The sequence below is a fragment of the Arthrobacter sp. 05T410 genome (assembly GCF_056396505.1).
In genome coordinates this window covers 328,296-354,460 of record NZ_JBFTLP010000004.1, presented here as the reverse complement: position 1 = coordinate 354,460, position 26,165 = coordinate 328,296, and the positions used below count along the sequence as shown (strand labels likewise).

Annotated in this window: 28 protein-coding genes and 3 pseudogenes; 17 read left to right on the top strand and 14 right to left on the bottom strand. The window is 63.3% G+C overall.

The window, feature by feature from the left end; all coding sequences use genetic code 11:
* Positions 1-9: 9 nt before the first annotated feature.
* The 10 genes and pseudogenes from AC1DFR_RS08710 to AC1DFR_RS08665 all read left to right on the top strand — a co-directional run.
* Positions 10-132 (top strand): annotated as a pseudogene (locus tag AC1DFR_RS08710) (ABC transporter ATP-binding protein); the annotation flags it as partial.
* A gap of 7 nt (positions 133-139) precedes the next feature.
* A pseudogene (locus tag AC1DFR_RS08705) lies at positions 140-396 on the top strand (TOBE domain-containing protein); the annotation flags it as partial.
* A gap of 46 nt (positions 397-442) precedes the next feature.
* Positions 443-635, top strand: a pseudogene (locus tag AC1DFR_RS08700) (pyridoxal 5'-phosphate synthase lyase subunit PdxS); the annotation flags it as partial.
* A gap of 1,174 nt (positions 636-1,809) precedes the next feature.
* Positions 1,810-2,832 carry a DUF4192 domain-containing protein gene (locus AC1DFR_RS08695; protein WP_476870751.1) on the top strand — a complete coding sequence of 341 codons (1,023 nt, stop codon included), beginning with the start codon at positions 1,810-1,812 and terminating at the stop codon, positions 2,830-2,832.
* 36 nt (positions 2,833-2,868) lie between these two features.
* A complete protein-coding gene (gene nrdH, locus AC1DFR_RS08690; RefSeq protein ID WP_476870750.1) occupies positions 2,869-3,153 on the top strand; it encodes a glutaredoxin-like protein NrdH in 285 nt (94 codons plus the stop codon).
* An 833-nt stretch (positions 3,154-3,986) separates the two neighbouring features.
* Complete coding sequence (gene mobF / locus AC1DFR_RS08685; RefSeq protein ID WP_476870749.1) at positions 3,987-7,568, top strand: MobF family relaxase; 3,582 nt, start codon at positions 3,987-3,989, stop codon at positions 7,566-7,568.
* A gap of 26 nt (positions 7,569-7,594) precedes the next feature.
* A complete protein-coding gene (locus AC1DFR_RS08680) occupies positions 7,595-8,140 on the top strand; it encodes a hypothetical protein (RefSeq protein ID WP_476870748.1) in 546 nt (181 codons plus the stop codon).
* A gap of 186 nt (positions 8,141-8,326) precedes the next feature.
* Positions 8,327-8,482 carry a hypothetical protein gene (locus tag AC1DFR_RS08675; protein WP_476870747.1) on the top strand — a complete coding sequence of 52 codons (156 nt, stop codon included), beginning with the start codon at positions 8,327-8,329 and terminating at the stop codon, positions 8,480-8,482.
* Between the two features lie 631 nt (positions 8,483-9,113).
* Positions 9,114-9,290, top strand: a complete 177-nt coding sequence (locus tag AC1DFR_RS08670) for a hypothetical protein (RefSeq protein WP_476870746.1) — start codon at positions 9,114-9,116, stop codon at positions 9,288-9,290.
* Positions 9,291-9,547: 257 nt separating this feature from the next.
* Positions 9,548-10,822, top strand: coding sequence for a competence protein CoiA family protein (locus AC1DFR_RS08665; RefSeq protein ID WP_476870745.1), 1,275 nt, complete (start codon positions 9,548-9,550; stop codon positions 10,820-10,822).
* Here the strand turns inward: AC1DFR_RS08665 and AC1DFR_RS08660 are convergent.
* Complete coding sequence (locus tag AC1DFR_RS08660; protein WP_476870744.1) at positions 10,794-11,336, bottom strand: hypothetical protein; 543 nt, start codon at positions 11,334-11,336, stop codon at positions 10,794-10,796. The two genes, AC1DFR_RS08665 and AC1DFR_RS08660, sit on opposite strands and share 29 nt — an antisense overlap.
* 162 nt (positions 11,337-11,498) lie before the next feature.
* Here AC1DFR_RS08660 and AC1DFR_RS08655 point away from each other — a divergent pair, with 162 nt between their 5' ends.
* Together AC1DFR_RS08655 and AC1DFR_RS08650 are read left to right on the top strand one after the other, a co-directional pair.
* Entirely contained in the window at positions 11,499-11,771 is a 273-nt protein-coding gene (locus AC1DFR_RS08655) for a DNA gyrase subunit A (RefSeq protein ID WP_476870743.1), read from the top strand.
* 267 nt (positions 11,772-12,038) lie between these two features.
* On the top strand, positions 12,039-12,938 hold the full coding sequence (locus tag AC1DFR_RS08650; protein ID WP_476870742.1) for an Ltp family lipoprotein: 900 nt from the start codon (positions 12,039-12,041) through the stop codon (positions 12,936-12,938).
* Positions 12,939-13,679: 741 nt separating this feature from the next.
* Here the strand turns inward: AC1DFR_RS08650 and AC1DFR_RS08645 are convergent.
* Positions 13,680-14,342 (bottom strand): recombinase family protein, encoded by a 663-nt coding sequence (locus AC1DFR_RS08645; RefSeq protein ID WP_476870741.1) that lies wholly within the window; start codon positions 14,340-14,342, stop codon positions 13,680-13,682.
* 226 nt (positions 14,343-14,568) lie between these two features.
* Between AC1DFR_RS08645 and AC1DFR_RS08640 the strand changes: the two genes are divergently transcribed.
* Entirely contained in the window at positions 14,569-14,973 is a 405-nt protein-coding gene (locus AC1DFR_RS08640; RefSeq protein ID WP_476870740.1) for a nuclear transport factor 2 family protein, read from the top strand.
* An 87-nt stretch (positions 14,974-15,060) separates the two neighbouring features.
* Here AC1DFR_RS08640 and AC1DFR_RS08635 read toward each other — a convergent pair whose 3' ends face one another.
* Positions 15,061-15,999 carry an endonuclease/exonuclease/phosphatase family protein gene (locus AC1DFR_RS08635; RefSeq protein WP_476870739.1) on the bottom strand — a complete coding sequence of 313 codons (939 nt, stop codon included), beginning with the start codon at positions 15,997-15,999 and terminating at the stop codon, positions 15,061-15,063.
* 157 nt (positions 16,000-16,156) lie between these two features.
* Between AC1DFR_RS08635 and AC1DFR_RS08630 the strand changes: the two genes are divergently transcribed.
* Entirely contained in the window at positions 16,157-16,333 is a 177-nt protein-coding gene (locus AC1DFR_RS08630) for a CsbD family protein (protein ID WP_476870738.1), read from the top strand.
* A gap of 145 nt (positions 16,334-16,478) precedes the next feature.
* Here AC1DFR_RS08630 and AC1DFR_RS08625 read toward each other — a convergent pair whose 3' ends face one another.
* From AC1DFR_RS08625 to AC1DFR_RS08605, 5 genes are all read right to left on the bottom strand, one after another.
* Positions 16,479-16,733 (bottom strand): hypothetical protein, encoded by a 255-nt coding sequence (locus AC1DFR_RS08625; protein ID WP_476870737.1) that lies wholly within the window; start codon positions 16,731-16,733, stop codon positions 16,479-16,481.
* Positions 16,734-16,775: 42 nt separating this feature from the next.
* Entirely contained in the window at positions 16,776-17,036 is a 261-nt protein-coding gene (locus AC1DFR_RS08620; RefSeq protein WP_476870736.1) for a hypothetical protein, read from the bottom strand.
* 28 nt (positions 17,037-17,064) lie between these two features.
* Positions 17,065-17,367 carry a hypothetical protein gene (locus AC1DFR_RS08615; protein ID WP_476870735.1) on the bottom strand — a complete coding sequence of 101 codons (303 nt, stop codon included), beginning with the start codon at positions 17,365-17,367 and terminating at the stop codon, positions 17,065-17,067.
* 37 nt (positions 17,368-17,404) lie between these two features.
* Complete coding sequence (locus tag AC1DFR_RS08610) at positions 17,405-17,941, bottom strand: hypothetical protein (protein ID WP_476870734.1); 537 nt, start codon at positions 17,939-17,941, stop codon at positions 17,405-17,407.
* Between the two features lie 262 nt (positions 17,942-18,203).
* Complete coding sequence (locus tag AC1DFR_RS08605) at positions 18,204-18,398, bottom strand: hypothetical protein (protein WP_476873126.1); 195 nt, start codon at positions 18,396-18,398, stop codon at positions 18,204-18,206.
* A 283-nt stretch (positions 18,399-18,681) separates the two neighbouring features.
* Between AC1DFR_RS08605 and AC1DFR_RS08600 the strand changes: the two genes are divergently transcribed.
* Positions 18,682-18,957: a hypothetical protein gene (locus AC1DFR_RS08600; RefSeq protein ID WP_476870732.1), complete on the top strand. Its 276-nt coding sequence runs from the start codon at positions 18,682-18,684 to the stop codon at positions 18,955-18,957.
* Positions 18,958-19,005: 48 nt separating this feature from the next.
* Here AC1DFR_RS08600 and AC1DFR_RS08595 read toward each other — a convergent pair whose 3' ends face one another.
* The 5 genes from AC1DFR_RS08595 to AC1DFR_RS08575 form a co-directional block, all read right to left on the bottom strand.
* On the bottom strand, positions 19,006-19,443 hold the full coding sequence (locus AC1DFR_RS08595) for a hypothetical protein (protein WP_476870731.1): 438 nt from the start codon (positions 19,441-19,443) through the stop codon (positions 19,006-19,008).
* Positions 19,443-19,781, bottom strand: coding sequence for a hypothetical protein (locus tag AC1DFR_RS08590; protein WP_476870730.1), 339 nt, complete (start codon positions 19,779-19,781; stop codon positions 19,443-19,445). The genes AC1DFR_RS08595 and AC1DFR_RS08590 overlap by 1 nt, the downstream gene beginning before the upstream one ends.
* Before the next feature lie 298 nt (positions 19,782-20,079).
* On the bottom strand, positions 20,080-20,652 hold the full coding sequence (locus AC1DFR_RS08585; protein ID WP_476870729.1) for a hypothetical protein: 573 nt from the start codon (positions 20,650-20,652) through the stop codon (positions 20,080-20,082).
* Positions 20,653-20,922: 270 nt separating this feature from the next.
* Positions 20,923-21,435 carry a hypothetical protein gene (locus AC1DFR_RS08580; RefSeq protein WP_476870728.1) on the bottom strand — a complete coding sequence of 171 codons (513 nt, stop codon included), beginning with the start codon at positions 21,433-21,435 and terminating at the stop codon, positions 20,923-20,925.
* A complete protein-coding gene (locus AC1DFR_RS08575; protein ID WP_476873125.1) occupies positions 21,435-21,968 on the bottom strand; it encodes a hypothetical protein in 534 nt (177 codons plus the stop codon). The genes AC1DFR_RS08580 and AC1DFR_RS08575 overlap by 1 nt, the downstream gene beginning before the upstream one ends.
* 344 nt (positions 21,969-22,312) lie before the next feature.
* Here AC1DFR_RS08575 and AC1DFR_RS08570 point away from each other — a divergent pair, with 344 nt between their 5' ends.
* Together AC1DFR_RS08570 and AC1DFR_RS08565 are read left to right on the top strand one after the other, a co-directional pair.
* Positions 22,313-23,332, top strand: coding sequence for a metallophosphoesterase family protein (locus AC1DFR_RS08570; RefSeq protein WP_476870726.1), 1,020 nt, complete (start codon positions 22,313-22,315; stop codon positions 23,330-23,332).
* 14 nt (positions 23,333-23,346) lie between these two features.
* Positions 23,347-23,853, top strand: coding sequence for a hypothetical protein (locus tag AC1DFR_RS08565; protein ID WP_476870725.1), 507 nt, complete (start codon positions 23,347-23,349; stop codon positions 23,851-23,853).
* A gap of 387 nt (positions 23,854-24,240) precedes the next feature.
* On the opposite strand, the gene AC1DFR_RS08560 is transcribed toward AC1DFR_RS08565, so the two are convergent.
* Positions 24,241-24,837, bottom strand: coding sequence for a hypothetical protein (locus AC1DFR_RS08560; protein ID WP_476870724.1), 597 nt, complete (start codon positions 24,835-24,837; stop codon positions 24,241-24,243).
* Positions 24,838-26,165 lie beyond the last annotated feature (1,328 nt).

Below are 26,165 nucleotides of genomic sequence, written 5' to 3'. Positions count from 1 at the left end.
GTAGTGGGCATGACGTCGGGGGGCGCGGCCGCGGAGCCGCTGGTACACATCAAGGACTTCCGGATGGACTTCGGGGACACGACGGTCATCAAAGACCTCTCCTTCGATGTCCGGGCCGGGGAAACCTTCGGGCACCGTCGGTCCCGGGCAGGACGGTGTGGCGGTCTTTCCCCCCTCGGCAGTATCCGTGTTCCTCACCGAAGAACACGGCAGCCCGCGGAACTCATTCGCAGTGAGAATCACGGATCTTGAGCCGCACGGCGATCAGATCCGGGTCCATGCTGGTGGCCTCTCCGCCGACATCACTCCCGCGGCGTCAGCCGACCTCGGCCTCACGCCCGGAATGACCGTCTACTTCGCATCAAGGCCGCTGCCATCGCCATCTACCCGACGTAGGCAGCGGTGTAGGCGGCCGGGGAAGGGGCGGACAATCAAACGCTGAGAAAGGGCCTCCACCGGCAGGCTCCCCGTGGTCCTGTTCACCGCCGGCGGCGCCGCCACTCGGCCGACACCACGACAATGACGCAGGGTGGCGCTGACGGTGTGTTCGTCGGCTCGGGCATCTTCAAGTCCGGCAACCCAGCCCAGCGCGCCGCCGACGTTGCGAAGGCCACCACCTCTTCGATGACCCCGATGCAAAGCGCCTCAGCAGCCTGTCCAGCACCCCGGCAGCGCGACGCGAAACCCCGACGGACTCCCCAAACTCGCGCCTTTCGCCATCATCGTCGGAGCGGTCGGCTCCCCCGTGGCCATCGAACACCACGCAGTAGATTCGGTCGCCGGCTTCGCCTAATACGTCACTGCTGTAAATACTGTCAGCCAAGATCCCTGATAAATTTTCGTCATTTCACCGTGGCTCTTTCACAAGAAGTTCCATTCGAGCTCGTCCGTGGGCAAGACCAGGGCCGCCCCCACTCATCCGCACAATAGGCAACGCCCAGGGCTTTCCAACCCACGACGCCAGCCAATTCCCAGCGTGCTGGTTAACCGCATCATTTGCCGGAGGCCCCTACGTGCCGCGACCAAGGCTGGCTTCTCTCACGACCTGACCGCTTTGGGCAGCTCCTCAGTCATGTCCGCGGCACCGAAAGACCGCATGGAGGAGCGGGGGAAACCGAACGAGCAAGCTGGATAGAACGGGCGGTGACATGAGCAGACAACAATGGCAGACAAAGAACCCATCAGCCAAGCGAGCAGACCGCGCGAGGTAGGGCTACTGCGCCTACAGCATTGCCTCAAGCGGCGCCATCGGCGCGCAGTACGCCCATAGGCCATCGCCGAGACCTCGTACAGAGCATGGCGCCGGAGCGTCTCCCCACCACGGGAGCCATGATAGGAACCCGGTAGTGGCGGGCATTGGCACGAATGACAATCGGATACTGCGACTCGAGAAGAATGACGGCAGCGAGCCGGACATCTCGCACATACACGGCTACTGACCACGAAACGCAGCTGAACAGCATCCGGACAGGCGCGAGCAAGATGGACAAAGGACTCCGTGCGGACCCATTCAGATGTCTCCGCGAGTGCCCGGCGGAGTCATCCCAATCTTCAGCGGTGCCTTCTGGTACCCAATCATCGCTGGGCGGTCCCTGCACGCAACCCGGGCGCTCCGCGCCAGGCATTCCCCCAAGAATTCTTCCTCGGCGCTCCTTCGTCGCTTATTTCCTCGCAAGAATTCTCTCCTCCTGCCCGGTCCCCCGGGTTGCACTCCGGGCCCTCATACCCAGCGGTGATCTCCTCTACCAGAAGGCTCCACAAGAGCAGACGCCCAATCACACCAGCAACGCAAAACAGGAGGAGACCACCATGGAAACGCTTCACATCACCACCGCGGCCGACTTGATCAGCCTGATCGGGCACAGCCTGGGCTACTGGCCCCACGAGAGTCTGGTCTGCGTGACGCTGCAAAACAACCGCATGGGTGCCACACTGCGGCTGGACCTGCCCTCCAGCTCGGAACATGCAGAGTTCTACGCCCGGAGCGTCGCCGGCCACCTCGGTAGCGACACCGACGCGACAGCATCAGTGTTCGCCATCTTCGCGGACGCACCCTGGACAGCACAACGACGGCAATTCTTCCGCCCAATCATCCACGAAGTCGCGCAATGGCTGGCAGAGTCCGGTATGCCAATCCGTGTTGGCTGGATCGTAGGGCCTTCATCATTCGCCGAGTACCAGCCACACACAGCGTCCTACGGCCCAGAGGTCCCACTCGAGGCTGTCCAGTCGAGCTGCATCAACTCGGAACTGATCTTCCGTGGCAGCCAGGTACGAAGGAGTCTGTCGCTGGCACTTCCCCACCGTATGGCGACGCCTGCATTTGAAATCGACGTGGAGGCCAACAAGAATAGAGTCTCCTCGCGAAATGCCACCGTGCAGACGGCACAGGCTCGCGCGCTATGGGACCTCCTGCTTGAGGGCGGGAATGATCCGACGGCGGCTCAGCTAGCAGAGCTGCTGGCGATCCTGCAATTCCCTGGGCTCCGGGACAGGCTTATCGCCGACATGCCCGGGCTCGATCTCCCCATGGGACTTCTGCTGTTCGGCGAGTCCGAAAGCTCGCCCCGCTGGGACCGCATCGACGCGGCGGAACGACTCCTGCTGCGACTGTATTCCGTCGCTTCCCCGCAGCATGCGGCAGCACCGCTGACATTACTGGGCTGCATTGCGTGGTGGAAAGGCAGAGGATCCACAGCGGCTGACTTCATGGATCTCGTCTTGTCCTTCGATCCCGAGTACCGCCTCGCTCAGCTGATGAAAGAGATGCTCGGCTGCGGGCTCGTGTCGGGGTGGGCTCGGAGCAAAACCCAGGCCTACCGGCACCTGTGACCGGAGCTACGTCCAATCACTTGATTTCCCAGGAAGGTGAGTGCAGTGCACATCGTCATCTACAGCAAACCGAACTGCCAGCAATGCAGAATGACCTACCTCAGTCTCGACAAGGCAGGAGTCGGATACTCTACCGTGGACCTCACGAGCAACGACACAGCGCTGGAGTACGTGCAAGACCTGGGATACTCGCAAGCGCCCGTCGTGGTGGTGGACGATCATCACCACTGGTCCGGATTCAATCCGTTCGAAATCGAGCGGCTGGCCCAGGCGCTCCAGAATGACACCGGCAACCAGCCAACCCGGCGCAGCGATCCGTAGTTTCAATAGCTGCCGTCCGAACCCAAGACCGTCGACCCGCCGTCGACGGTCTTTCTTGTATCCAGCCAACTCGCAACTTCCCCATGCATCCGGCCCCGCACGGCCTTCCCCTACGGTCGAACCGCCAGACAGCGCCGCTCGCTGCAGACAGACTTACGACGCCCTCACCCAGCCCTCCTCGCTCGACCACAAAGCGCCTCACACCTCTGGCATCTTTGATGCGCCCGTAACGAATCACCTAACGCCAAGTCATGCGGACTCGCACCCTGAAGCCCATGGACGAGTGTGAACGACCAAGTGTGCCCGGAATGTCTTGCCAGCTTCTCGCCCGTCCGCCGAGGACAGACTTTCTGTACGCCCGTCTGCGCGAGTCGGCAGCGGCAGCGACGGTATCGAGCCGCGCGCCGGGGGCAGAGGCAAAATCTCCCGCTCGCCCGCGAATCACTTCCTCTCCGGCACGCCGTCCAGGACTGCGATTCGCTGTCCAAGCATCGTGCCGAAATCTCACGCCTCCGCGCTAGCTACGAGCGAAGACTGCAACGAGCTGCTGCCAATCACGACCATGAACTTGCAACCGCCTACGACCGACTGAGCGAAGTGGCTGTGACGGCCGATCGAGCCGTCTTCATCTCGAATGCATTCGCGGAGCGTGTCCGCACTCTCCAGAGCGAGAACTCGTCGCTGCGCCAACGCCAACGCCAGGACGTGAGTGATCTCCGAGTACTGGCCGCTCGGTTGGTGTCGATAGCGACGACGACGGCGGCCGCCCACCTTGGAGAACAGGTCACCGACGTCTTTGCTCGCCGGGGATGGAGCATTAGGAGGGCAGACTCATGACTGTTTCGATTGCCAGGCTGTCCGGTGAATCCGGGGTGAAGTACCTACTTAAGACGACCCTGCGGGCTGACGTTGCCACACGAAGTCTGACCGACTACTACACCCACTCCAGCAATCCGCAGGGCAGATGGCTGGGAACCGGACTGGCCGGCATCGGCGTCGAACCCGGCGCCACCGTCACGCCGTCGGCCGCGCAAGCGCTTTTTGAACGGGCAGAAAATCCAACGACCGGAGAGGCGCTGAGCAGGCACACGCAGCGAGATCCACATGCTTTGCGCGCGACGCCGCCCAGTCGACGCCCCACGGTCGCAGGTTTTGACCTCACATTCAGTGTCCCGAAGTCGATTTCAGTGCTGTGGGCCCTGGCTGGCAGCGGCGAGAAGGACAGGATCCTGCGGGCCCACCACGCGGCTCTCGACGCAACCATGGCTTGGCTGGAGCAAACTGCGATCCACACCCGCGCCGGTCACAACGGCGTCGCCCATCTCAGCGTCCGCGGCGCGATCGCGGCATCCTTCGACCATTGGGAGTCCCGAAACGGCGATCCTCAACTCCACACTCACGTCGTCATCGCCAACCGCGTCCAACGCATCTCCGACGGAACTTGGGCCACCTTGGACTCACGCACGCTCTACAAAGCCACGGTCGCGGCGAGCGAACACTACAACGGTCTCCTGTTTGACCAGCTCAAGCGCGACCTCGGCATTGACGCCGACGTCCGCCGGCCTGGGAAAGCCGAACACAACCCCAAACTCGAGCTCACCGGCGTCGAGGACGAATTGATCCGCGAGTTCTCAAGCCGATCCCGGCTGATCGACGTCGAAACTGACCGCCTTGTTCATGAATGGGCCCAGACCCACGGCCACGAACCGACGGCGTCCAACAAGATCCGGCTTCGTCAGCAGGCCACGCTCTCGACTCGCACGGCAAAACCCGACCGCATCGTTCCGCTCTCCATCAGGACCGAGGAATGGCGGAAGCGCTCGGCGGCCAAAGGCTTCGACGCCGAGCGGGTCCTCGCCGAAACTATCGACCGCTCGCGTACAGCCCCAGTGCACGAATCCGACCTGGGCCTCGCCTGGATCCAGACCACCGGCAGGCTCGTGGAGCAGGCTGTGGCCGGCAGGCGGGCGACCTGGAACCGGTGGAACCTGCTCGCCGAAGCGGAACGAATCTGCCTCGAACTCCGCTGCGTCAGCCCAGAGGACCGTCGACGCATCATGGACGCTGTCGCAACGTCCGCCGAAGCGCAATCCGTCCCCCTGAGCGAATTCCGCTACGGCCCCGCAGCCACCACCGCACCCGACATCGCCTTCAACGGGCACAGTGTCTTTGACTGGCCCGCTGGCCACCTCTATACCGACCTATCCACGCTGGCCAACGAGGCCCGCGTTATGGCAGCTCATCACTCTACTGATGCGCCCAAACCGGACCCGTCCGCAGGCGATGGACTCACCCGGTACACAAACTCGAGCGGGGTCGGACTGTGGCCGGACCAGCTCGACGCCGCAGCCATCATCCTGGCAAGCGGTCGGAGGCTGGACGCCGTCGTAGGGCCGGCCGGAACCGGCAAGACCACCACCATGGCCGCAGTGAAGAGTCTCTGGGAACAACACTATGGGCCTGGAAGCGTCATCGGCCTGGCCCCTGCCGCGGCCTCAGCCGACGTCCTCGGTCACGAACTCGATCTGGCAACCGACAACGTCACCAAATGGCTTTACGAATCCACCGGGCCCGGAGCCGCGCTGCGCGCCGAAAGATACTTCGAGTCCGAGCAACGATACCTGGATGCCCTTCCCAGGGCCGGGACTGACAGGGCGTCCACGCGCTACCTTCGAAGGCTGGCCCAGCAGCTCTGCGCCCTCGCCGCGACCCAATCCAGATGGCAGTTCCGGCCCGGCCAGCTCGTCATCATCGACGAAGCATCCATGGTCCCGACCCACCATCTCGCGGCCCTCGTCGACCAAGCGGAAGCGGCCGGCGCCAAGCTCGTTCTTGTCGGCGACCCCGCCCAGCTCGACGCGATCGATGCCGGCGGCATGCTCGGGTGGCTCGATCGCACTGGCAAGGCCGTGAAGCTGAAAACCATCTGGCGCTTCACGCAGCCTTGGGAACGTCAGAGCTCCCTGAAACTCAGATCGGGTGACCGCCAGGCCATTCAGGACTACAACAGCCGGGGACGGATCCGCTCCGGCACATACGACGCCATGGTCGATGCAGCCTACGACCGGTGGAACAGCGATGTCCAAGCCGGCCGGACGTCCATCCTGATCGCACCCGATAATGACACCGTGGCACTGCTCAACGAACGTGCCCAGGCTGACCAAGTCGCCACCGGCCGGGTCGACCCGGAATCGGCCATCCTGCTGAGCGATGGACTCCACGCCGGCCGCGGCGACAGAATCCTGACCAGGCGCAACGACCGCCGCCTCACGGACCACACCGGCGATTTCATCCGCAACGGCACACTCCTCACCATCACCGACCCGCCAAGCACCGACGGATCCGTCACAGGCACACGGCTGGACACCGGCGCCACCATCACCCTCACCAGCCGCTACCTCGCCGAGTCCGCCGAGCTCGGCTATGCCACGACAGCCCACCGCTCCCAGGGAATCACTGTCGATACCGGGCACACCCTCGTCTCCGAAGGACGACTGACCCGCGAACTCTTCTACGTCTCGATGACCCGCGGACGCCAATCCAACACCGCTTACGTCTGCGAACCAGACCCTCGCGACCACCACGCCATCGATCCCTCAACTCTGCCGGACTGGCAGCAGATCCTCAGTCAAGTCCTCGCGGCCGAAGGCGCCGAACACACGGCCCACGAAATCCGAGCCGCTGAGGCTGCCAAGGCCAACTCGCTGAGCCAGCTCTTGGCGGAGCGGGATTACCTCCTCCAAATCGCCGCGCACGACGACGTCACTAGGCTCATCACCGCCCACTTCCCTGCCGCCGTACAACCGTTTCGGGAATCGCCGGCGTGGGGCGTCGTTATTTCGGCGTGGAGGCAGGCTTCAGCGGTGGACCACTCAGCTGCGGAGCAAGCCCTCATCGACGCACTTCAGTCCCCGGCGGACGGCACGGACCCGGTGTCTGCCGTCCGGTCTCGGCTCCTCGCCGTCGCGCACCGAGGACGGCCATCGGACTCCGCCGCACCAGCCCCTTCGATATCTCACCGGGAAGACATCAGCCTCTTGCTGGAGGAAGTCGAGCATCGTATTAGCCAGCGAAACGGCAACATCGTTCGTGCCGCACTAACCGACGACACCAGGTGGAAGGATACTCTCCGGGCTTTGCTTCCCAGAAGGATCGCTCCGCAGACGTGGCATGGCCTCATCCGAGAGGTTGCCGGCTACCGAGACCGCTGGGATGTCGACAGCGAGACGCTTCCGCTCGGACCCAAGCCAGCCGCGGCCGACACAGGGCAGTCCACGGAACACTCGAGGGTCCACACCTTGGTCTCAACAGTGGCTGCTGGGTCGCCTGAGACGCACGACTCCACAACTGCCGGGATCTCAAATCGAACTTCCCGTGCTGCCGCCACTGTTCAACCAGTAGATCTTGGGAGCTAATATTGGACGGTCCTAGGGCGGTGCAAATGAACGCAAATCCATTCGTGAAGCCAAAAGTACTGACGGGCTGGCTGTTGTTTGCCAGTCTCGCCGCGGTCCTCTGCCTTGCGTTTAGCACCTCCGCGATCTTGACGTCGCCAGCGTCTCCCTACCTATGGCTGCAGGTTGTTCTATCCCTCGTCTTTGCAGGGGCAGTGGCCGCGACTTGGATCGTTCGGGAGCGGCGGGCGAAACGGTGGACCGCACTCGCAATCGAACAGTGGGAAAGGCTCGAGTCGATCAGGCGACAGTTGGGAACAACGACCGAAGTCACAATTCTGGCCATCGAGGCGGTGGAACCTACGGGCACGTGGGTCACACTGCGGTGGAACCAATTCGACCACGTTCAGCGGGCGTGGATGGAAGCTCTGCCCGATGAAATTTGGGAAGGCGCAGCCTTACTGATCTCGCCTGATCCGGCGCAGATCCTTGTCGGCAGCCCATGGCCACCGATCTACCACCTGAGCGCTCGAAATTACCATGGCTTCGCGCCAGCGGCTGCCCGATCAGACTACGAAAAGCTCCAACGCTAGGACGTTGAGACCATTCATACATATCACCGTTCCTCAACAAGCTACGACGAAGGTCCGGTCCGCTAGGCTACGCCGTGCACGTCTTTGCATCCCCGTCAGTGGCACGTTTCGAATGACGTGCACTGTCTAACGCAGCAACCGCACGTATTGCAAGGGTCGCTGCCGCACGCACCCTACGCTTAACCTGTGAGCACCCGCGCAGCCATCTACACCCGCATCTCCAAAGACCTCCAGCACGAAGGCCTCGGCGTTGCCCGTCAGCTTGCCGACTGCCGGAGGTACGCCGATGACCACGGCTACCAGATCGTTGTTGAGGCACGCCAGCGGGGACGTCGTGCGTGATCAGGATGTCAACAGGGCCGCAGGCAACCAGTTTCCGTGCCTCCTGTGCTGTGGGCTCCTCGTTAGGCCACCAGGTCTTGCCCGGACTCCTAATTTCGGAGTCGACACTGAACGCGCCCCCGAGGGCTCCGACGGTGAGCCTCTCTACGACGGTTCGGCCGCCTCTAGGCAAGATGAAGATATTGGGACGCCACTCGGCTAGCCCGTCGCTTCCAACTGGAAGCGCCAAGACGGTGTCCCAGTTGTCGTGGTTTCCCGGCGACACCGCAAGCTGAACGTCGTGGGTGACGAGTTCTTTTGAGAGTCTGGCTTCGTAGCGGCCACGGAGGGCACCTGGCCAGTCCAGGCCGAAGTCTCCCACATGTAGCATGGTGCCCACGCCCGCGGCCGCGGCTGAGCGAATGGCATCGAGGCCGAAGCCGACGTCCCCGTGCCAGTCTCCGAAGATAGCGAGGGGTCGATGGTCCTTCATCGCTCCAGCTTATTCGGCACGGCCGACCGGGGCGGTTACTCGTAAACTTCTGATGCAGCGCGGAGGGTTGACTCGTTAGATGAGTGTTCGAGGCGGTTGACCGGTGCCCACAGCACGTACGGGCAAAGTTCAACTTCTTCCTCCCGCAGGATGACTACCGTGCAGGAGTCCGACATCATTCTGTACGGCCACCACACCCGCGCCCGCGTCAAAGCCATCATGGACCGGAACCCGGTTTCGCTCTGGATCGACGAGAGCCTGCTCTGGACCATCAAGAGCGTTGAGGTGCCGGACCGGAACAACAACAAGTCCCGCGACGGCCTCACCGACGCCTAGGGGCCCACCGCACGAAAGCCCCGGCCCACCAGCCGGCGCTTTCTGCTGTCCGGGTCTACATTTTCACGTGTCTGGGTGTGGTTCGGCCGCCTTGCGCAGGTTAGGGTGACGGCAGAGTGACTCGTGGCATCTGGAGGGGGATAAATGCTGCTGGTAGCACTATTTGACGGTGAACGTGTCAACGCCACAAAGCACAGTATCGAGTCCTGGGCCGCGCTCAAGGACTCCAAGGAACGGGAACGGCTCGTCATGCCGCTGTGCGGGATCCGGCCGTCGCGAAGAGCCGGGGCGCCGACACCAGGTTCTTTGCCCATTACAGCGTGGCCGAATGCAACGTCGAGCATGGCGGCGAGACAAACCAGCACCTGGCGATGAAGGAGGCCTTGGCGGGGTGCATCGATGCCGTCCCGGGCTGGCACGCCGTCGTCGAATTCGCCCACCCTTCCCGGGAGTGGATCGTGGACGTCCTCGCCGAGTCGGATGACCTCCGTCAGCGGATTGCCTTCGAGGTCCAGCTGTCCTCCCAGTCCCCGGAGAAGTACTTCCGCCGCACCGACCGTTACTTCCGGAGCGGCATCTTCCCCGTCTGGCTGGTGCCCCGGCGCCTCGAGTACCACCTGATCGGGGTCCCGGTCATGGTCACAGGCTTCGGGAAGAGCTCAGCGATCCCCGCCGATGTCTCCGCCCTGCTGGCCTTAGAGATTAGCCAGGACTTCGTGAGGTCCACTGGCGACACCGAGACACTGGGCGAGACTGTGACAGCACTCCTGCATCACGGCCACCAGTGGAAGGGCGGGTCGCCGGAGAACCAGGTCGAAATGCACCGGCAGGCGGAGGCCATGCAACAGGCCGAACGGGACGTTGCGGCTAAACGGCTCGCCGACCTCGAAGAGGCGGTCATGGAGATGAACATGAGATGTGCCTCTCCCGAGATCGCCTTCGGCAAGCACTGTGTGGAGGCAGACTCCCAGGCCTTTGTCTGGGGCGCCCTGACCGGCTGCTGGAACTGCGAAGAGCCCATGCTGGTGTGGGATGCCCACAGTCCCAGCCCAGGGAAAAGGTGGGCGCGTGTGCCGGCGCTCCAGGTCAAGAATCCAGTGGGGCCGACGCGGTACGAGAACCACCCCGACGTCCATCAGATCGTCGACCGGTGGACGAAGGCAACGCAGGCGGACGTCCCCAAGGCACGCATCGAGTTGCGGGCCAGCAAGACCAAGGGCAGCCGGTACAGCGCCTTTGTCTGCCCCGCCTGTGATTCGCTCATTGGGCAGTTCTTCGTGTCCCGGATCCGGGACGAACACTGGTCGCTCATCGGCGGTCCGGTCATCGTCGAGAAGGAAGCAAAGCCCAGGCAACCGGCTCCCCCACGCCGCAAGCTGGAGCCGCCAAAGACGCCGGTTTCTATTGCCCCAGTCGCAGACCCCTCGCCGAGGGTCCTCGCCCCGAAGCAGACCTGGGCTGAGCTGCATTCCGAGGAGGGGATTGCCGAGGCGCGGCGGAAGTTCATGGGGACTGCCGGCAAGTCACGGTGACCCGCCAACGGTGAAGACGCCGCCGCGATTTCATATTTGTTCCGCAACCGGCACATTTATGAAATGAGGACCCGGCCGCCGGCCAGTTCGGCGTTGGCCAGCTCTCACACCTCATGCCGGCCCCGAGAGGTGCTGTCCGTCCCTCATCGTGCAGGTCCACCCATTCGTCCAGGGCCTCCGGGACGGGCGAATCCATCACGAGCGCCGCACGGTCGTAGAACCCGAAGCGCTCGGCGATCCGCATCATCTGGTTGGGCCGGTCCTCGTGCTCCAGGACGATCATCGCCCCGGCACAGTGCTTGGACGCCGCGGTGACCTCAACGTCTCCCTCTTCCGCGTCCAGCTCGAGCGTCTTGTGGCAATGGAAGGAGGCATCGGAGTGCAGCGCGTCGGCGATGTCCTGCGCCCGGTCCCGCGACAGGAACAGTGCCCGGTCGGTGCGGAACGGGCAGTTATCGCAAGGACGCTTCAAGACGAACGGGGCGGAGGCGCGGGCGGAAGTCTCGGTGCTCATGCACCCCATGTGTACGGACGCGCTGGTCCCTGGCGTCAGCTGGTCAGCGGCTCATCGCAGGATTTGCACTGGCGCCGTCCGCCCACAGGAGGAGCATAGGTGAGGGATCCCCTAACTGGACGGCGATGCCCCAAAAACTGCCGGTCGTGCAAGAATCGCGGCATGGATGAGGATGAGCGGCACATGAGGGATGAACTGATGATCCTCGATGCCCTGGTGCGGGCGATGGATCGGCGTGACGAGGTCTTCCAGATGATTGAGGATTCAGAGGACGTGGACGAAGCAAGGCGTCGGGTGGGTCAACTGTTGGGTGTTGGGGAGGTGGGCGCCCGGGCAGTCCTCGACCTGCAGGTCAGAAGACTCACCCGGGACCAGCGTCGGGCCCTCGCTTCCCGTGCAGCAGAACTCAGATCAAAGTTGCCCGGTGGGCGCTGAACTGGTCGTGTGCAACCGGTATGTCATTTTCCATGTGATTGCATTCAATTATGCTGAGGCAATGTAACATCCGTCATACGGGTATACGCCCGTGACGCTATTGGGGGAAGCGAACATGTTTGCAGCTGCTGGCTGGGGCGATCTAGCGCCTCTGCGGCCCGCGCTCCACGCCGGGCTCCCTCCATGCGCGTCCATTACCGCACCCACTCCGCACGCTTCGCTCGCATCGCATCGCACGTCGGTCAGGTGTCCTCTGAAAGGACTCTCATGAGCCAACCCCCTAACCTCGCCCCCTCCTATCCCCCGGCCTATGGCTACGGCCAGGCCCAGCAGAGCAGCAAATCCTTCCTCGTGACATGGCTGCTCTCCCTCCTCCTCGGCATCTTCGGTGCAGACCGGTTCTACCTGGGCAAAGTCGGAACCGGCATCCTCAAGCTGGTCACCCTCGGAGGCCTCGGCATCTGGGCCCTCGTCGACCTCATTCTGGTGCTCACCAACAACACCAGGGACAAGCAGGGGCTTCCGCTGGAAGGCTACGACAAGCACAAGAAGATCGCCCTGATTGTCACGGGTGTTTTCATTCTCCTGAGCATCGTCGTCAACTCCGCCCGCGCCGGCTCTGGCTCAACGTCCGCCGCCTCGGTTTCCCCGGTGACTGACTCCACGGCTGCTGCCGCGACTGCCGCTCCGGCAGTGACCGCAACGCAGGACCCCGCCGTCGCCAAGGCCGAGGCTGACGCCAAGGCTAAAGCTGATGCCGACGCGGCCGCAAAGGCCGCCAAGGCCGAAGCTGACGCCAAAGCCAAGGCCGAAGCTGACGCCGCCGCCAAGGCAAAAGCCGATGCCGACGCTGCTGCCAAGGCGGCTGCTAACGCTGGGACGATGAGTCAGCAGAACGCCAGGGACAAGGCCGCTGACTACCTCGAATACTCTGCCTTCTCGCGCACCGGCCTGATCAACCAGCTGGCGTTCGAGAAGTATTCAACAGCGGATGCGACCTGGGCCGTGGACCACATGACCGTCGACTGGAACGAACAGGCAGCCAAGAAAGCCAAGGATTACCTCGAATACTCGTCCTTCTCGCGTGCCGGACTCAAAGACCAGTTGGCCTACGAGGGCTTCACCCCGGCCCAGGCCGAATACGGTGTGAGCAAAACAGGCCTGTAAGGGCTTTCACCGTTCCAGCGGTCGGGTCAGCATCGACGCGGCCGCTGGAACCGAGCCATAGGGCAGCCCGAACCCAGGCCGCCGGATTCAGCCCAGGACGTGCACTTCTGGCGACGACGACGGTCAGGCCAATCGCCGGATCGTACCGGACGGCAGCTGGACGTGGATGGCAATGGCATCTGGATAGGTTCGGTGCCGACGGGTTCGTCGAGCAGGTCGTTGATCGAGGTCTGCCCCTTCAGCTGACCGGCCTGGTCCGTTTCCATGCCCCGACCTTATGTGTCCTGGGAGAAGTCTCGTCCGCGACACGACCGCAAAGGGCCCCGTACCGGGGAATCGGTACGGGGCCCTTTAGTTGTTCAGTTACTTGCCGTGACCTTTACCGTGGTCCCTGTTCCCGTGCCCAGAGGCGGCGGCTGCTGCCGGCGCCGGAGCGGCAGGTGCCGCATCCTCGCGCTGGCCAGCGTTGTCGTCCTTGTGTCCGGCATTGCGGTGCAGGGCGGCGTTGGCCTGGCTGGCGGCGCGGTGCTCGGCGGCATTCGCGTGCGCCCAGGCACTGTTGCCCGGTGCCGTAGAGGGCTTCGGGGTTTCGGCGTGCTCGCCCGTCTCGTCGTCGCCCGAGTCACCGGGCTCCTCCGGCTGGGTCGGTGCCGGAGCAGGGGCCGCGGGTGTGGCCTATGCCGAACCCAGCCAGCGGGAGCTGCATCCAATAGTCCAGAGTTCTCTGGACTATCTCCGGGCTCAGTCCCGGGCTGGCAGTGTGCCCTTGTCGATATAGCGGGAGCGACCCTTCGGCGGGGTGGTCACGGCAGCGCCGGGCGCCGGTGCTTCCGCGCCATGTTCTTTCAGGTGCCGGTACAGGGTGGCACGGGACCAGCCGACGGCGTCGGCTGCCTGCTGGGCGGTCTTGCCGGTGGCGAGCAGGTTCTTCGCCGCGGCGACTTTGTTTTCGACCTTGACCGGGTCGGCCGGCCGCTTGCCGAACTTCACCCCGCGGGCTTGGGCTGCGAGGACCCCGAAACGCACCCGCTCGTTGATGAGTTCACGCTCGTATTCCGCCAGGGTCGCGAACAGGCCGAGCTGAAGGCGGCCGGAAGGTGTGGATGGATCTACGCCGTCGACCAGGGAATGCAGGGCAATGCCCTTCTTGGTCATCTCATCGACGGTGTTCAGCACGTCGATCAGGGACCTCCCAAGTCGGTCGATCCGCCAGCAATAGACCTGGTCCCCGTCGCGGGCGTACTTGAGCAGTTCGGTCAGGCCGGGACGTTCCTTGGCGGTCTTCGCCCCAGACATGTGGTCGATGAAAATCTTGTCCTCGGCAACACCCGCCTCGATGAGGGCGGCAATCTGCATGCGTGCGTCCTGGTCGGTGGTGCTCACCCGCGCGTACCCCAGTTTCATGTCCCCATGATGTCACATAGACCCTTGAGGGTTCTATGAGACATTGCGGTGAGACTAACTTAGTGAGACACCTGGGGCCGCTAAAACCCCGGAAACACGGGGTTGTTGGAAGTGTGTTGAAAGGTATAGTTCCTGAGACTCCCGCGCGCGGGGTTCGGATGTCGCGATGAGCTGGGGCAGGCAAGTATGGATGCTTAGGCTGCTGGTTCAGGAGCATACTGGGGGCATGAGCGACCGCGACGACTTCCTGGCCTGGGTCAAGTCCGAACTGTACGAAGCGGAGCTGGCACTGCATAACGGTGATGCAGCCCCGCGTCGGGTGCTGTGGTCGCACCAGGAACCGGTGAGCATCCTGGGCGCGGGGCGGAACGCATACGGCCGGCAAGAGGTGGATGAAGCCTTCACCTGGCTTGAACAGATGTTCTCCGACTGTACGTCCTACAGCTTTGAACTGCAGGCCTATGACGTGGCTGGCGATATGGCCTACACGGCCGGCCTCGAGCACATCTCCACCTCGATGAACGGCGAGCCTCGCACCTTCACTCTCCGGGCCACACAGGTGTACCGCCGTGAAAACGGCCAATGGAAGGCAGCCCATCGCCATGCCGACACGCTGAACCCGGCTTCGTAGACGCGCCGTACATATCCGGTCGCTGCCCTCCTGCAGGGCGGTTGGTTCCGCGGAACGGCCGGAACCCGGTAGACCCGACGGGGCGTTTCAGGTAAGCCGGAACTCGCACCACAGCGGGTAGTGGTCAGAGATCCGCCAGGACACCTCGTTGCGGGTCAGGTCCCGGAAGACGTGCGGGATGAAGTCAAAGGTCCCGGCCCGCTGCCCGTAACTGAGACCCTGCAGCAGGGAGGTGCCGTCGTGTTTGGAGAACCAGGCGAGCTGGTCGTAGAAGTGTCTGGTCTTGTCATCGTCGAAGATCGTCCGCGGCACCGCGTTCAGCTCGGTCGGCGGCCAGAGGCCCGTGGAGATGAACGCTTCGTAGAGCGGGTCGCCGATCCGGTCCAGATTGAAGTCACCGAGCACAATGAGGTTCGAGTTCCAGTCATTGGGCCGGACCGCCCAATCATGCATCCACCCGGCGAACGCCGTGATCTCCGGAAGGCGCTCCCCAGGGTTCTTGCCCCAGAGAATATGGACGGAGGCGAGGGTGAACTCCACCCCGGCCCTGGCGAAGCTGGCGGTGTACGGGGTGCGGGCGAACTGGCGCTGCGGGTTATCCCCGATCGGGGGCAGCACGATCTCCCCGACCAGGCCCGAGGGCTGGACCCGGGTGCTGTCGTAGAGAAAGGCGATACGTTCGCCGTTGCCGGCGGCCCCTTCGGTAGCGTCAGAGATGATGACCTGCCAGTGCGGGCCGAGGCTGGCGAGGAGCCGCTTGAGGGCCGCCGGGTTGCGGCGGGACTCCTGGACGGCGACGACGTCGAACCGGGCGATCACCTCGGCCAGGCAGGCGATGGCGTGCCAGTCCCGCTTGGGCGAGTCCTTTGGCCCGGCGGCCCACTTGGCGGTCAGGTCCCCTAAAGCCCGGATGTTCCAGGTCCCGACCAGGAGGTTCGACGCCGTCCTGGCCGGGATGGCGGCGGCCAGTGCGGACTGCAGCCGGTCCAGGTCTTCGGTTACGGCTGCCGGCGGCTGCTCAGTCATGGCTCCATGCAAGCAGACGGGCGGCGGGAAGCAAGCAGGCGCACCGGACTGGATTCGCCCCTTGTTCAGCCGCACTTGAAATCCGGGATGGTAAGCATGCTTAGGATAGGGTCATGGGCCGAATCGAACGGCTGCCAATACCAGAGGAGGAAACACCATGGGAGTAGGCGACAAGATTGAGAACGCTGCCGAGAAAGCCGGCGGCAAGGCCAAGGAAGCTGCCGGGAACGCCACGGGCGACGACAGCCTGAAGGCCGAAGGCCGGGCCGACCAGACCAAGGGTGATTTGAAGCAGGCCGGCGAGAAGGTCAAGGACGCCTTCAAGAAGGACTGACTCGAACACAAACGTAGGGCGCATCTCTGACAAAGAGGTGTGCCCTACGTTTGCGTTTGAACGCTCAGGTCCCCGGAACGGGTACTTTCGGCTTTGAGTTGCGCGCAATAGGCTCGACGCCAGCCCGTTGAGCTGTGACGGGTGACTACAGCTGCCGGCCCCGCTGATCCCAGTCCGCTCGGCGGGCCTCTTCCTCGTCCCAGAATGGTGCGTCGTTTCTCCGGACCCGGAGCAGACGCGCGAATTGGATCACGCTAACTGCGAGCCGGGCCAGGTAGATCCAGAAAGACATGGCGTCGAATCCCTTTTCCGGCCAGAGCTTGTTGAGGGCGAGCAATGCACTGACCACGATCTGTCCACCTGCGGACCAGGCTCCAAACTTCCAGGAGCCTCGAGTCATCCGCGGCTCCATTCGCTTGCGCCCCTCACTGGTCGGCATGAGTCAGATCTCCGGATGCTCCGGGCCTTTGCCCCGTTCTCGCCAATAGTCGTCTTTCTGCTCCCGCAGAAACCTCACGAAGTACACCATCGCGGTCACCAACACGACGACCTGAAAGGCTATGAGGACCCATGCGAGCCACTGCCACTGTTCAGTGCGCAGCGCCGGGATCAGCCCCCGTATAAGGGAGACGGCAGCCCCTACGCCCACGGCGACCAGAACCAGTGGCGGGAGCGGGGTTCGCCGTCGTTGCGGAGTGCTCATGGCTCACCCCACCGATTCTTCGTTTTCGTTATTCATAGCGTTTGGCGGCACGTCGTGCCTTCCGATTTTCCTGCCACGCGTACAAGGGAACGAAGACCAGCAAGAAAGCTGTTCCCATCCCGGCGACAGCTCCAAGAAATTCATAAGTGATCGTCAACAGCGGGGACGAGCCGTTGTCTAAGCCCCGGAGGATCAGTGCAGAGGCGAAAGCAACAACGGTCACGATGAGAGCGATCAGGGTCGCTTTCCGCAGACGAGCTATGGCTAGCGAGGCTCCTGTCATTGAAGGTCCGATCTGTTGGTCGCGGAACTGACGGATACGAAATGGCACGATTAGAGGCCGCCCGCCGGCTATCTCTTTCCCATGATTACTCCAGCCGCTCTTCGATGAGCGTCAAGCCAGGCTCCCCGGTGGCGAAGTGGAGCTGACCTCTATCAGTTGCGAGGGCCACGATCCCCCAGTTCTTCTTCAGCTCGCGAGGCCGCTTCGGGGGCGGCTCGATCTGGCCCTGGCTCACGACGTCCGAGAACACAGTGATCTTGCCTTCGGGCTCACCCTTGTCGATGTAGTCGGGCTGGAACTTGAACGTGCCGGTGCCGATTTCGGCGAAACCCGGCAACCACCGGCCGCGGAGGGAGTCGGGATGCGAGTCCGCATACCGGAGTGCGCATTCGATGACTCCGCGCTCAGCGTCGCGAGCCAGCCGCTCTTTCCGTTCCGGGGCCGACTTGCGGACGAGCAGGAACGACCCGAGGCCCATAATGACACCAGTTAATGCGGTGGATCCCCACCAGCCCAGGGCATCGCGAAGTACGTCTGAAACAAACAGGGCGACGAAGAGCAGCCAGACCTGTGAAGTGACAGCGGCCTTTTCCCACCTCCCCCGGGGCGATGGCTTGAGCATCTCAACATCCACGATCGGTGGCCATTACCCTTTCCGGCGCCGCAGCCAGATGACGATCCAGGCACCGGCAATAGTCACGAAGAGAATTCCTGACACGACAAGCCCCCAGATGGGGTCCCCTCCGCCCGGATTTGGCAAGGCTGCCTCAACCATGACGACTCCTCTGTGTTGATCGTTCGTTGCCGCACCGCTAGCACGAGCCGTGGACGGTGCGGCAAAGAAGTATGGTGCTCTCCTTGGTCTTCGATTTGTGGCATCAGCCTCAATAACGAGGCTCTTCTCCCTCGCCCCGTGCCAGGAGCTTGCACACGGCGATCACCAGCGCCAGGGCCAGCAATACGATGCCGCCCAGCACGCGTGGCGGGGTCAGATCCAGCAAACTCACTATGGCGAGTGCGACGAGAAAGCCGACTTGCCACCAAGACGCCCGGGCAATGGCTGTGACAGCTCGCCCCATGACGTCACCTCCTAACTACTCCCAGAGGAGACCCGGACCGCATATCGGAACATTGTGCCTCCAGCTTGGAAGTGAGTGATGACGCTCACTTTATGCACAGGTTTTGTCCACTGACTAGGGAAAATTGCTTGACAATTCTGGGAGTGCTCCGTGACAGCTGAGTCAAGGATCGGCGGCCCCCGAGTAGAGGCCACAGTCCCGGTCAGGTTTCCCTCTATCCGGTCAACCCATTAGGTAGTAGCCTCTCAATTGCGCCGACAACGGCCCAAAATTGGGGGAACACATGAGCGAGTCGAACGACCTGCACACCGGAACGCTGAACGGCCCGACGGAGTCGGAAGCAGTCGCCTTCCACGAGGGACGGAAGTACCGCCGCAATTCCATCATCATCGGTGTCATCGGCTTGTTCCTGTTCGGTGTCGCCATGGGGGTCGTGGCGATCATGATGGCCCGGAAAGCCGAAGTGGCCGGGACCAAAGCCACCGCTGGAAAAGTCCTGGGCGTCCTGGACATCATCGGCGGCATTTTAGTGATCACGATCTTCGCCAGCAACAGGTGACAGGTATCCCGGGGGAACCCAAGCGTCAATGAGCCTGCCTGGCCTGTATTAGACCTGGGACGTGTGGCGGTAGGAAACCATCGCAAACATGCTGCCCACCAGGAGCCCGGTGACCGCCCCGACGATCGAAGGGATGGCTGACATCGGAAGAGTGCTGAAGAACAAATAGGCCAGCGCGCCCGAGCTGATGAACGCCACGATGCCGGTGACGAGGGCGCGGGCCTCGCGGGTCGCTGTGTCGGTGACGTGGAATCTGGCCAGGAGGACGGCGCCGGCAACCATCAGTCCCAGGATTGCCATAACAATCGCTTCGAGGACCAGGAAGAACAGGCCCCAGGCGAGAGCATAGGCGCTGATTTCGTGGCCCCACGCGTGGCTGAGAAGGTGAACTACGGCTCCGGCCGCGCCCAGGGCGGCGCCGAGGTAGACCAGGCGGGCTGATATGTTTCCGGTGCGCCACCACCCCGGCCGGGTGCTTTCCGCCATCAGTCGGCACCGCCAGCCGAAGATGTACTGGCATCGGCTGGCCGCGGCAGTCTGTCTGCTTCCTCTTTGGCGGCCTGAATGATCGCGAGGAAGTCCGCCCGCTGAAGGTACTCCTCACCGGGCCTCCGGATGACCCGGCCCAGGTACGGGTCGCGCTGCTCCATCTCCCTAAGTTGGTTCCGCAGCGTGGTGTAACCGGCCCTTTGCCCCGCCCGTGCCTTAACCGTAGACCAGTTGATCAGCACGATCACCGGAATCCCGGCGGGCCCCATGGCTGCCACGAGGGAATTGGTGAACCACGACTGCGGCACCCCCGATACGCTCAGGATGAACGTCATGCCAAGGACGATCAAGGCAACGGTGGTGCACCTGTAGCGCAGCCTCAGCAGCTCGCAGCGATCTCTCCAGGCTCCAGCAGGAACTCTGGAACGCCCAGCGCAAGTTGCAGCAGCGGATGGCCAAGGCCACCGCGGCCGCCGGCCGGGGCAAGATCACGGCGGCGTCCAACCGGGGAAGCTTCGCCGCTTACGGCCACTCCGAGCCGACCATCCGGCTCTACTGAGCCAGGACCGGATCGAAAAGTCCCCGTACCGAGGCCGGTGCGGGGACTTTTCGTTGCCAGTGCCGGAGTTGTGGTCAGGCAGTGCGCTTTTCTTTGGCCAGCCCAAGGCCCATGACGATCAGCACCGGCGTGGCCAGCACGAGGGCGAATACGAACAGGGCCCCGCCGATGTACGGCACCGAAAGCCCGATGAGCCCCAGTAGCAGGGCTAAGCCAGCGAAGCTCAGGGACGTCACGGGAGCGCCTTGGGTCCGGTTTCGCTGGTGGGCCAGGAGGACGATGCCGGCCGCGATGTTGCCCAGTGCTGCCACCAGGGCGAGGAACCCCATGAAGGCTGCGCCTCCTCCGAGGCCGAAACCGGCGATGGACGGGAGGATCAGCCAGACGCCGAGGACGATTTCAACGATGCCGGCCGCGACCCGGTACCCGGAAGACTTGGGCCTCGGCGGACCGGCCTGCGGCCACTGCCCGGCCGGTGCATACTGCTGCGGCGGGTAGGGGGCGTACTGGGGCAGGTGCTGTCCGTAACCCGGCGGGTTCTGCGGCTGCGGAGGGCCGTACGACGGGTAGGTGCCCTGCCCTTGCTGGGGCCAGTTGGCGTGCGGGTGCTCGGGTGCCGGCGGTACCGGCGGGACGTTCTCGGTCAAAGGTTCCCCCATGGTGTGTAGTGGTATCGGAGACAGATTACATGTGCCCGGTCATTGCCCCGGACTGGCGGCTATCGCGGATCGCTGACGAACATGCGGCGATAGTCCGCGGGCTCCGTCGCGTGTTCGTGCCGCTCCCACCCCAGGGAGCCCCAGAACTCATCGGCACCTTCGGAGTTCGCCACCAGCGGCGTGCCGGCGTACCGGTTCGCTGAACGGCTTATAGATCACTCGGCCTGACCTTTCCTGCGGGAGGGGAGGACCAAGTCGCTAGTAGGACGTGGTCGTGCTTTCGGCGGCCAGAAGCACATCGAAGCTCTCAAGGCCGTAGTCCGGCCGGGTTAGCACGGCGACGATGCGGTTGGATGCTTCCTTGGCCCCGACCTGGATCTGGAGGCCGGGCACCCCATTGATCTTCAGGTCGACGCGTCGCTGCCCGTCTTCGATTAGTGCCCGGACGCGGTCGGGGTGGACACGGGACGTCGGATCTCCGGTCGTCTCCAGGATGAATGCGTTGACCTTCTCTGCCATGGATTGCAGGCACTGTCTGTCAGTTCTCATGTTCACTGCGACCGTGTTCCACGTCATTGCGGTCGCCGCGAGGGTGCAGACGATGACTAGGATGCCGAAGTTCCGGAGCGGCTCGATGAAGATCATAAGTGGCAGGCACAGGAGCCAGGTCAGGAAACCGGTGCCAAAGAAGATATACCCGGCGTCCTTGAACGGTTTTCCGGTCCAGCGGCCGATCCCGGCAATGTAGTGTTCGGTGCTCGTGGTCGCCATCACTGGGCTTCCTTCAGTTCAAGGAGCGCCTCGGCGTGGGCAACGGCCTCGCGGGCTACTTTCAGGTCATCGCGCAGCCCGGCGTCGGGAACGACGGCATCTGCACCCTCTGTCGTCCCGGCCAGGTCCTGGATGGCCCTGCCAAGTTTCTCGCGTTCCGCCGCGACGGTGCGGGATGCCTTCATCCGCGCCTTGCTGAGCTCGAGCTGGCGGATTGGCGCGTCGAGTTCATCTATGCGGGCGCCTACCGCGCCCAGGCGCACGCGGATACGCTCGCAGCGCCTCCTGAACACCGTCTGCATGTTCGCGGCTACGCCATGCAGTTCCTGAAGTCCGGCCTGGGCCGTGGCGGCCTTCTCACCCTTCAGCTTCTCAATCTGCGCCAACCGCTCAGTCCACTGCTGATGGCCGTAGTCATTGTCTTCCAGCGCCTCAGTGACGACTCCTTGGGCAAGGCCCAGTGCGTCGCGGCGGTCTTTCAAGCTGTTGGCGGCCGTATCGAGCCGCTGCAGGAATTCTGCGTAGTTGTCCATGTTGTTTCCCCAAAAGAATCTCAACGGCCGGTGTGGCCGGAGTCAGTTTATGGCCCGGTGACCCCGGATCATGCGTAGGCGCCGCCGGGTCTTAGCGTTCGCCGGTGAGGAAGCGGCGGTCGGCCGGGACGGTGAGGACGCCGTCGGTCATTCGAACGTCGTCGGTCAGTCTGTTTTCCTGGGCTGGCTAACTCTCCCGCCAAGATCTCTGGAGGCCTTGGCTGTGCGCGGCTACGCGGCTCTCGCTTCATCAGATGCTTGGAATTGGCGCCAGATCCCTAGAGCCCTTCGGCCTGACGGAGATTGGGCCGTGTCACGTCTCACCGGATCGCTAGGGTGGTGGGATGACAGATTCGCGGCCGCTGGCCATCTTCGGTGACTGGCATGGCGACGTGGGCTTCGCTATCGATGCGATTCGCTCCGCCGCCCTGGCGAACGTTCGAACGATGGTGCATGTCGGGGATCTGGGTCTTGACTGGCCCGGGGCGTTCCGTGGGCGCTTTGAGGCCCGTCTCACGAAGCACCTCACGGCCCGGGGAATCACCCTGCTGGCGTCCCCGGGCAACCACGATAACTGGCGAACGATACTTCAATTACCTGTGGAAGCAGATGGCCTCGCGACCTGGCGGCCCAATATCCGGATCCTCCCCCGCGGCGGCCGCACCCGGATTGCAGGACTCACCGTCGGCGGACTGGGAGGAGCGTTCAGTGTGGACTTCGCGCATCGCACCGAGGGCAAATCCTGGTGGGCGGACGAGGAGCCCACAACTGAAGAGGCTCAGCAACTGGTCGCCGGCGGCCCGGTGGACATCCTGATCACCCACGACGCACCGAACGGCGTACCGATGCGAGGCGACTTCCACCTATCCCGCGAGATCGAGGAGCGCGCTGGGCGCACCCGCCTCCTGCTCCGCGAAGTCATCGACGCACTTGAGCCTGCCAACGTCTTCTGCGGTCACTGGCATCAGCGCACGATCCACGCAATCGATCATCCTTCAGGGAGGACGACCCGAGTCGACGTACTCGCGGACGAGAACTCCCGCGCAGGGAACGCCGTCTTGGTGTGGCCGGACGATCCCCTCCGTATTGAACCACTGATCATCCGAGGTGCGCAGTCACCGGTCCCAGTGGTGTGGTCGTTCTCCCGGGCCGCAATCTTGAGGAGCTCGGGATGTTGGCCTGGACGTCGAACCGAACAGGGCACCCCTGCCCGAGGGCCAGGCCCCGCGATCTGGAAACGTCGCGGGCAGGCGTCCTGTGCTTCATGGACCGATGTTTGGCGCCGGACGACGCATGGCGGCATCTGCCCTGCGCCCTCCGCCCTGAACCCCGCTCGCCTGCTACCTCGCTCAGAGCTACATTGAAGGATATTGATCTGATGGAGGCAATCTTGATGGATGAAGGGGCCGCCGAACTGGCGCAACGAGAAGTCGTGGCAGCGCTCACCGACGCTATCGAGGCCATGAATACGGACGTCTCTCCGCAACTCGCACGAGCGGTCGCTGCAACCGTCCGCTTTAAGAAGGAGATCGCCCGTGATTATGGGCTCCTCTCTGAAGTGGAAGTCCGCCGGGCGCTGGACCTGAACGCCGAGAATGAGCTTCCAAATTTATTCTCCGTCCCCTATCGAAAGCAGAAGCTTTACCCGGGTTTCCAACTCGAGCCGGCGGACGGAACCGGCCACCAAAGAGTCAGGCCTATCATCGGTCGGATAAAGGATCTCGCTCGCGAGAGGAGCTGGAGCGACGAGGACGTGGTTTTCTCGCTCACCAGTCCGACGACCTATCTCGGTGACGGCCGCTGCTTCGCCGCACACCTGCTCGACGGCTATGACACGGAATCCCTGTTCAGAGCTTTCGAGGAGAAGATGTCTGTCGTGTGGTAAAGCCCTATCCATTCGCTATCCGGCTTCGGTGGGAGGCGGAACGACGGGTACGTGGGGGGCCTTTGAGCAATGCAGTGCACGCGGCGGGCTCCGTGGTCGCCTCGCGCCAGCCCCGCCCTGTGGCCGGCCCGGCTGCGCCTGATGACCTGAAGGCCTCCTAGAAAGCCGGGGCCTACTCCGGGCACCCGGTGACCGTGCTGGGCGCCATCGACGGCGTGGAACTGATCCGCCTCCACACGGATGGCATCCGGCACCCGCAGCGGAGCCGACAGCGTCGGCGCCTGTCCACGGCGCCGAGGAGCAGAGCGAGTACGCCGTGACTGCCCAAACCATCTAGGGCAGCAAAAGGCCCCGGTCCGTTCAAGCGGATCGGGGGCTTTTTGCTGTTCAGACGTGCCGATTCTCCCGGGAGAACCCGATGCCCATGACGACGAGAACGGGGGTCGCCAGGAGGACGGTGACGAAGAGGATTGCCCCGCCGGTAAAGGGAATCGCCAGGAGAGCTGTAAGCAGGGCGAAGCCAGCGAAGGTTATGGTCGTAATCGGTGCGCCGCGCGTTGTCCCGCGCTGCATGGCGAGCAGCACGATGCCAGCCGTGATGTTGCCCAGGCCTGCCAGGAGCAGAAGGAGCCCGCAAATTGAATTGGCGGCGAACCCAACGGACGACCCCATTAGCAGGAAGAAGCCGAGCACGATGCCGACGATGCCCGCAGCTAGCCGGTAGCCGGAGGACTTCGGTTTTGGCGGCGTCTGGCCCCACTGCGGGGCGGACTGCTGAGGCGGATAGGGCGCGTACTGCGGCTGTCCGTACTGCTGCTGCCCGTAGCCGGGCGGCGTGTATGGCTGCGGCGGTCCGTACGGCGGCTCGTTACCCGGCGTGGGACCGTAAGGACCGTGCGACGGGTAGTTGCCTTGCCCGGGTTGGGGCCAGTTGGCGTACGGGTGCTCGGGTGCAGGCGGTACCGGCGGGACGTTCTCGGTCAATGTTCCCCCATCAATAAGGTAGTGAGCGATTCGAAGCCAGATTGCAGCCAGCGAACTCCCAGAACAGAAGACGCACCGGGGCCGACGTGAAGATGACGTCCTTCCTGGCCGTGCAGGACGGTTCGGGCTCCAGCACAGTCGCCTTAAAGACGCCAGTTTGCCCAGACTGTCAGCGTCCGGTCCCGATGCTCATCAGACGTGAAGCTGACCGCGAGCCAGCCACCCCCGCCGGGTTAATGGCGACGACAGTGAACGCGGTGGCCTTGACGACTAGCTCCACCAAATGAAGTCGGAAGCCGTGAGGACACCCCCGACTGCCGGTTCCCGCCGTGGCGGCGCGCCGCGCACAGGATGATCGACGGGAGCGAGCCCTCCGGGATTTTCCTCCGATGCCAAGTGAGCCCTTACGGTTAGCCTTCCGGGCTCGGCGAAGAGGTTTCCACGCCCGCGCACGTGTGCTGGACCGACTCCAGCGTCACCTACCTACCACTTGTCGACGCCCTAGGTCCTTCATTTGCGGGGCGTCCTTTGAACGTCGAGGGGTCCGGATGAAATCCGCGGCTCCTATGAACGTACGACAGACTCTTCCCAAGGATGAACACAATAGGCGGCATGGATTTCGGTCTTGTCCAGAGATCGGGGCGTCCTTTGAACGTCGAGGGGTCCGGATGAAATCCGCGGCTCCTATGAACGTACGACGGGCACTTCCCGACTGATCAAGACGAAATCGGCGTGCGGTGACAGTGGCGTGGCGTGTATTCGGTTTTGTGTTTCCCGCCGGACGAGCCGTTGGGTGGAGTCCTTACCGATCACGCTGGCGGTCCCCGCTTCATCCCGAACTCTTTGGCCGGGCCTGAAGCCTCTCAACGTGAGACATTACATGCAAGATGACAAAAGCAAAACACGGCAAATCCGGAGTCCACCACGGACGGAGGATTCGTAGTTTTCGGCCGTGCCGCGTCCCCGTCCCTGAGGTCAAACAAGGCCATGTCCTCGAGGACGAACGCAGAAAAGGGCGCCCGGGGTGCAAATGCGCCAAACAACTGTTGACCGACCAGTGGCGACCAGGTGGCGACCACCTGGTCGCCACATTTTTCCGCGCCAGCACTGGGAAGGAAGGCCCTTATATATATAGAACCGATCAAACCGATCAGTTAACTACTACTACATAGGAGGCCCCTCTCTTTCTCCCCTGAAGTCCTCTCCTTCTCCCTCTAGGGGTACATCCCCCCGGTCGGTTTGGTCGCCACATCCGTTTTCGGACCCCAACTTCCGCGCCAATAAAGGAATGCATGGCCATAAAATGTGGCACACCATGGTCGGTTCCC